At 74.1% G+C, this 6443-nt stretch carries 7 protein-coding genes; 2 read left to right on the top strand and 5 right to left on the bottom strand.

Annotation, left to right across the window (positions count from 1 at the left end; translation table 11 throughout):
- Positions 1 to 86 precede the first annotated feature (86 nt).
- The 4 genes from der to HN013_RS30815 form a co-directional block, all read right to left on the bottom strand.
- Positions 87 to 1547, bottom strand: coding sequence for a ribosome biogenesis GTPase Der (gene der, locus HN013_RS30800; protein WP_171172092.1), 1461 nt, complete (start codon positions 1545 to 1547; stop codon positions 87 to 89).
- Between the two features lie 63 nt (positions 1548 to 1610).
- Positions 1611 to 2198, bottom strand: a complete 588-nt coding sequence (locus HN013_RS30805) for a 1-acyl-sn-glycerol-3-phosphate acyltransferase (protein WP_249375636.1) — start codon at positions 2196 to 2198, stop codon at positions 1611 to 1613.
- A gap of 47 nt (positions 2199 to 2245) precedes the next feature.
- Positions 2246 to 3001 (bottom strand): (d)CMP kinase, encoded by a 756-nt coding sequence (cmk, locus tag HN013_RS30810; RefSeq protein ID WP_171172096.1) that lies wholly within the window; start codon positions 2999 to 3001, stop codon positions 2246 to 2248.
- A 107-nt stretch (positions 3002 to 3108) separates the two neighbouring features.
- Complete coding sequence (locus tag HN013_RS30815; RefSeq protein WP_171172097.1) at positions 3109 to 4197, bottom strand: prephenate dehydrogenase; 1089 nt, start codon at positions 4195 to 4197, stop codon at positions 3109 to 3111.
- A 186-nt stretch (positions 4198 to 4383) separates the two neighbouring features.
- Here HN013_RS30815 and HN013_RS30820 point away from each other — a divergent pair, with 186 nt between their 5' ends.
- Positions 4384 to 4746 carry a DUF952 domain-containing protein gene (locus tag HN013_RS30820; RefSeq protein ID WP_171172099.1) on the top strand — a complete coding sequence of 121 codons (363 nt, stop codon included), beginning with the start codon at positions 4384 to 4386 and terminating at the stop codon, positions 4744 to 4746.
- Positions 4747 to 4825: 79 nt separating this feature from the next.
- Positions 4826 to 5524, top strand: coding sequence for a DNA polymerase beta superfamily protein (locus HN013_RS30825; RefSeq protein ID WP_171172101.1), 699 nt, complete (start codon positions 4826 to 4828; stop codon positions 5522 to 5524).
- A gap of 39 nt (positions 5525 to 5563) precedes the next feature.
- On the opposite strand, the gene HN013_RS30830 is transcribed toward HN013_RS30825, so the two are convergent.
- Positions 5564 to 6443, bottom strand: an 880-nt coding sequence (locus tag HN013_RS30830) for a pseudouridine synthase (RefSeq protein ID WP_171172103.1), incomplete at its 5' end; no start/stop codon positions are given.

A 6443-nucleotide genomic window follows, 5' to 3' on the forward strand; every position in this document is an offset into this window, starting at 1 on the left:
AGGAGGGGCGCACCCCTCCTTGAAGGCCCCCGCTCCGGAGGGGCCGGGGGACGCACACCCTCCCGGCCGCCTGTCGGCTGGTTCTTCTACTTCTTGCGCCCGCGCTTCTCCCGGACCCGCACCGAGATGTGGATCGGCGTCCCCTCAAAACCGAACTCCTCGCGCAGCCGACGCTCGACGAAGCGCCGGTAGCCCGCCTCCAGGAAGCCGGAGGCGAAGAGGACGAACCGCGGCGGGCGGGTGCCCGCCTGGGTGCCGAAGAGGATGCGGGGCTGCTTGCCGCCCCGGATCGGGTGCGGGTGGGCCGCGACGAGCTCACCGAGGAAGGCGTTGAGCCGACCGGTGGGCACCCGGGTCTCCCAGCCGGCGAGCGCGGTCTCCATGGCCGGGACCAGCTTCTCCATGTGCCGGCCCGTCTTCGCGGAGACGTTCACCCGCGGCGCCCAGCCGATCTGGCCGAGCTCGGTCTCGATCTCGCGCTCCAGGTAGTAGCGGCGCTCCTCGTCGAGGGTGTCCCACTTGTTGATCGCGAGCACCAGGGCGCGGCCGGCCTCGACGGCCATGGTGATGATCCGCTGGTCCTGGACGCTGATGGACTCGCTCGCGTCGATGAGGACGACCGCAAGCTCGGCCTTCTCCACGGCGGCGGCGGTGCGCAGCGACGCGTAGTAGTCGGCGCCCTCCTGGAGGTGGACACGGCGCCGGATGCCGGCGGTGTCCACGAACTTCCAGGTCTTCCCACCGAGCTCGATCATCTCGTCGACGGGGTCGCGGGTGGTGCCGGCCATCTCGTTGACGACCACCCGCTCCTCACCGGCGACCCGGTTGAGCAGGGAGGACTTGCCGACGTTCGGCCGGCCGATGAGGGCGATCCGGCGGGGGCCGCCGAGGGCTGCGCCGAAGGTCTGGGCGGGGGCGTCGGGCAGCGCCTCCAGCACGGCGTCCAGCATGTCGCCGGTGCCGCGGCCGTGCAGGGCGGAGACCGGGTGCGGCTCGCCCAGGCCCAGCGACCAGAGGGCGGCTGCGTCGGCCTCGGCGGAGGGGCCGTCGACCTTGTTGGCGCAGAGCACGACGGGCTTGCCGGCCCGGCGCAGCAGCTTGACGACGGCCTCGTCGGTGTCGGTGGCGCCCACGGAGGAGTCCACGACGAAGACGACCGCGTCGGCGGCCTCGATGGCGAACTCGGCCTGGGCGGCGACGGACGCGTCGATGCCGAGGACGTCCTGCTCCCAGCCGCCGGTGTCGACGACCTTGAAGCGGCGGCCGGCCCACTCGGCCTCGTAGGTGACGCGGTCCCGGGTGACGCCCGGGCGGTCCTCGACGACGGCCTCGCGGCGGCCGATGACACGGTTCACCAGGGTCGACTTGCCGACGTTCGGGCGGCCGACCACGGCGAGCACGGGCAGCGGGCCGTGGCCCGCGGCGGCGAGCTCGCTCTCGACCTCGTCGGCCCCGAAGCCCTCCTGCGCCGCGAGCTCCATGAACTCCGCGTACTCGGCGTCGCCAAGCTCACCGTGCTCGTCGCCGGTGTGGATCTGGTCGTTCATGGAGTCCGTTCCTCGTTCTTCTTCGTCGTCGGCGGCCCTGACGGGTCCGCTACTCAGTTTCGTTCAGCGGCCGGTGAAGCGCTTGGCGTCCGCCAGGTGCGCGCTCAGCCGCCGCTGGATGCGTGCGGTGGCCTCGTCCAGTGCTGTACGGGTGCGGCGGCCGCTGCCGTCGCCGGCCGCGAAGGCGTCGCCGAAGACGACGTCGACGCGGCTGCGCAGCGGCGGCAGGCCCGGGACGAGGCGGCCCTTCCGCTCGGTGCTCCCGAGGACCGCCACCGGTACGACGGGCGCCCCGGAGCGCACGGCGAAGTAGGCGAGGCCCGACCGCAGCGCGGCGAAGTCGCCCTCGCCCCGGGTGCCCTCGGGGAAGATCCCCAGAACCCCGCCGGCGGCCAGCACGTCCAGCGCGCCGGTGACGGCGGTCCGGTCGGCGCCCGACCGGTCGACCTTCAGCTGGCCGATGCCGCGCAGGAAGGGGTCCAGCGGGCCGATGAACGCTTCCTTCTTGATCAGGAAGTGCACCGGCCGGGGCGCGGTGCCCATCAGCATGGGGCCGTCGATGTTGTGCGAGTGGTTGACGGCCAGGATGACCGGCCCCGCCGCGGGCACCCGCCAGGCGCCCAGCACACGGGGCTTCCACAGCCCGTTCATCAGGCCGATGCCGATCCGTCTCCCGACGGCCGCACCGGTGGCGGAGGTCACGCGGACCGCACCTCCGCGGACCCCTTCCCCGTGTCCTCGGTCGCGCTCCGCCTCGACTCCACGAGGGTGACCACACATTCGATCACCTGGTCGAGGGTCAGCTCGGTGGTGTCCACCTCGACCGCGTCGTCGGCCTTGGCCAGCGGCGAGGTCTTGCGGCCGGAGTCGGCGGCATCCCGCTTGATCAGGGCGGCCCGGGTGGTCGCCAGGTCGACGGCGTCCTTGCCCTTGAGCTCACCGCTGCGACGGGCGGCGCGCGCCTCGGGCGAGGCGGTCAGGAAGATCTTGAGGCCGGCGTCCGGCAGCACGGTGGTGCCGATGTCCCGGCCCTCGACCACGATGCCGTGCGGCGCCGCGGCGGCCACGGCCCGCTGGAGCGCGGTCAGACGGGTCCGCACCTCGGGCACCGCGCTGACGGCGCTGACCGCCGCGGTGACCTCCTGAGTGCGGATCGGCTGAGCGGCGTCCAGGCCGTCGACCGTGATGGTGGGGGCGGACGGGTCGGTGCCGGAGACGAGGTCGGGCTTGCCCGCGGCGGCGGCCACGGCGGCGGCGTCGTTCACGTCGACGCCGTTGCTCAGCATCCACCAGGTGATCGCCCGGTACTGGGCGCCGGTGTCCAGGTAGCGCAGGCCGAGCTTGGCGGCGACGGCCTTCGAGGTGCTGGACTTGCCCGTGCCGGAGGGGCCGTCGATGGCGACGATGACTGCTGCCGGTGCGGTCCGGGCGGCGGTTTCCACGGTGTCTGACACCTTCCTCGTGCACGGCGGCGAGTCGTCGCTGCCTGTCTGCGGCTCACCCAAGGTTACTGGCTCACCGGACCGCCCCGTGCAGCCGAGCCCCGCCGCCCGCCGTCGCGCTACTGCCGCAGCGACCAGCCGCCGTCCCGGAGGGTGGCCGCGAGCCCGGCGGCGGACCGCGGCTCGACCATGAGCTGGATCAGGCCGCTCTGCTGGCCGGTGGCGTGCTCGATGCGGACGTCCTCGATGTTGACGCCCGCGCGGCCCGCGTCCGCGAAGATCCGGGCCAGCTCGCCCGGCTGGTCGCCGATGAGGACGGTCACCGTCTCGTACGCCGCCGGGGCGGAGCCGTGCTTGCCGGGGACGCGCGCCCGGCCGGTGTTGCCGCGGCGCAGCACGTCCTCCAGGCCCGCCGCCGCCTCCGGGGCCTCGGGGGCGGCCTCCGCCGCGTCCAGGGCGCGCAGGGCCCGTACGGTCCCCTCCAGGTCGGCGGCGACGGCGGCGAGGACGTCGGCGACGGGCCCGGGGTTCGCGGAGAGGATGTCGAGCCACATGCGCGGGTCGGAGGCGGCGATCCTGGTCACGTCCCGGATGCCCTGGCCGCACAGGCGTACGGCCGTCTCGTCGGCGTCCGCCAGCCGTGCGGCGACCATGCTGGAGATCAGCTGGGGGGTGTGCGAGACGAGGGCGACGGCCCGGTCGTGGGCGTCGGCGTCCATCACCACGGGCACCGCCCGGCACAGGGCGATCAGTTCGAGGGCGATGTTGAGGACCTCGGTGTCGGTGTCCCGGGTGGGGGTCAGCACCCAGGGACGGCCCTCGAACAGGTCGGCGGAGCCGGCCATCGGGCCGGAGCGCTCGCGGCCGGCCATGGGGTGGGTGCCCAGGTAGCCGCTGAGGTCGCAGCCGAGCGCCTCCAGCTCCCGGCGGGGGCCGCCCTTGACGCTGGCGACGTCGAGGTAGGCGCGGCCCAGGTCCGACCGGATGGCGTCCGCCAGGGTGGCCGCGATGTGCGCGGGCGGCACGGCGACGACGACGAGGTCGCAGCGGCCCTCCGGCTCCCGGTCGGTGCCGGCGCCGCGGGCGGCGGCCGTCCGGGCCTGCGCGGGGTCGTGGTCCCTGAGGTGGACCTGGACCCCGCGGCCCGCCAGGGCGAGCGCGGCGGAGGTGCCGATCAGTCCGGTGCCGATGATGAGGGCGGTTCTCACTGGGCGTGTCCTTGCGCAGGGCCGCGGCGGCGCCCGGGTGCAGGCGGGCGGTCCGGCCGCGGGACGGTCGGGTCTCGACAGGGGCGCGGGCCCCGCACGCCCAGCCTAGGGCGTGTCCGGCGGGGGTGTGGCCCGGTCGGGGCGGGCTGCCGGGACGGACGGGCCCGCGTCCGGTAGAACGTGGACATGATCTTTCATGTGGTGCCCCTGGACGACTGGCTGGCCGTGCCCGACCGCCCCTTCGCCCCCGCCTCCCTCGACGAGGAGGGTTTCGTGCACTGTTCCCCCGACGAGGAGACGACGCTCGCCGTGGCCTCCGCCTACTACCGGGACGTGAAGGGGCCGCTGATGGCGCTGCTCATCGACGAGCACAAACTGGGCGTCCTGGTCCGCTGGGAGGCGGCGGCGCCCGCCCCGCCGCCCGGCGCCGCGCCGGGGGCCCTGTTCCCGCACGTCTACGGGCGGATCAACCGGGACGCCGTCGAGGGGATGATGGAGATCCAGCGGGACGGGGACGGGCGGGCGGTGAGCCTGGCGGTCTGGTCCTGACCGTGCCCGCGTCCTGACCGTGCCCGCGCGGCCGGAATCCCTGTGACAGGGCCCGCCGCGACGGGACAGAATCGCGGCCATGCAGCAGCACCCGGCCGCGGAGGCCCATGAGCTCGTCGCCCGGTACACGGTCTACTCCTGTGTCATGGGCTCCCGCGCCTTCGGCCTCGCGACCGAGGACAGCGACACGGACCGGCGCGGTGTCTACGCCGCGCCGGCCCCGCTGTTCTGGCGCTTCGAGAAGCCGCCGGCGCATGTGGAGGGGCCGGCCGAGGAGCAGTTCTCCTGGGAGCTGGAACGCTTCTGCGAGCTGGCCCTGCGGGGCAATCCGAACATCCTGGAGTGCCTGCACTCGCCCCTCGTCGAGCACGCCGACGCCACCGGCCGGGAGCTCCTCGCGCTGCGCGACGCCTTTCTGTCCCGGCTGGTCCACCGCTCCTTCACGGGCTACGCCGACGCCCAGCGCCGCAAGCTCGACGCGAGCGTCCGGCAGCACGGCGTCCCCCGCTGGAAGCACGCCATGCATCTGCTGCGGCTGCTGACCAGCGGCCGTGACCTGCTGCGCGACGGGGTCCTGGTGCTGGACGTCGGCGCGGAGCGGGAGCGGCTGCTGGCCGTGCGGCGGGGTGAGGTGCCGTGGGCCGAGGCCGAGCGGTGGATGGCCCGGCTGCGGGACGAGACGGACGCGGCCGCGGCCCGGACGCCGCTGCCGGAGGAGCCGGACCGGCGACGGGTGGAGGACTTCCTGGTGCGGGTGCGGCGCGCCTCGGTGGAGTGAGGTGCCCGGGCGGACCCGGGGCACCCCTCCGGACGGGCTCTAGAGCTCGACCTCGCGCATCAGCATGCCCACCTCGGTGTTGGTGAGCCGCCGCAGCCAGCCCGACTTCTGGTCCCCGAGGGCGATCGGCCCGAACGAGGTCCGGACGAGCTTCTCCACCGGGAACCCGGCCTCGGCGAGCATCCGGCGCACGATGTGCTTCCGGCCCTCGTGCAGGGTGACCTCGACGAGGTAGTTCTTGCCGGTCTGCTGCACGACGCGGAAGTTGTCGGCGCGCGCGTAGCCGTCCTCCAGCTCGATGCCGCTCTTCAGCCGCTTGCCGATGTCGCGCGGCAGGGGCCCGGTGATGGCGGCCAGGTAGGTCTTCTGGACGCCGTAGCGGGGGTGGGTGAGGCGGTGGGCCAGCTCGCCGTGGTTGGTGAGCAGGATGATGCCCTCGGTCTCCGTGTCGAGGCGGCCGACGTGGAAGAGCCGGGTCTCGCGGTTGGTGACGTAGTCGCCGAGGCACTGGCGGCCGTCCGGGTCCTCCATGGTGGAGACGACACCGGCCGGCTTGTTGAGCGCGAAGAACAGGTAGGACTGGGTGGCGACGGTGAGGCCGTCCACCTTGATCTCGTCCTTCTCGGGGTCGACGCGCAGGCCCTGCTCGGTGACGATCTGGCCGTTGACCTCGACACGGGCCTGCTCGATCAGCTCCTCGCAGGCGCGGCGGGAGCCCATGCCGGCCCGGGCCAGCACCTTCTGCAGGCGCTCGCCCTCCTGCTCGCCGAACGTCTTGGGCAGCTTGAGCTGCGGCTTGTTGTGCCGCTCCCGGTTCCGCTCCTCGATCTTGGCGTCGAGCTCGCGCGGGCGCGACGGCGCCGTGCGCCGGCCGCTGCCGGCCGCCGGGCTCCGGCGCGGGCCGCCCTTGGCGCCGCCG

Origin of the sequence: Streptomyces sp. I05A-00742 (assembly GCF_013055795.1) — a bacterium.
Lineage (GTDB): Bacteria > Actinomycetota > Actinomycetes > Streptomycetales > Streptomycetaceae > Streptomyces.

Bases quoted from the DNA above. Each gene is read 5' to 3' on its own strand.
- der (WP_171172092.1), bottom strand. From the start codon at position 1,547: ATGAACGACCAGATCCACACCGGCGACGAGCACGGTGAGCTTGGCGAC.
- HN013_RS30805 (WP_249375636.1), bottom strand. From the start codon at position 2,198: ATGAACGGGCTGTGGAAGCCCCGTGTGCTGGGCGCCTGGCGGGTGCCC.
- HN013_RS30820 (WP_171172099.1), top strand. From the start codon at position 4,384: ATGATCTTTCATGTGGTGCCCCTGGACGACTGGCTGGCCGTGCCCGAC.
- HN013_RS30825 (WP_171172101.1), top strand. From the start codon at position 4,826: ATGCAGCAGCACCCGGCCGCGGAGGCCCATGAGCTCGTCGCCCGGTAC.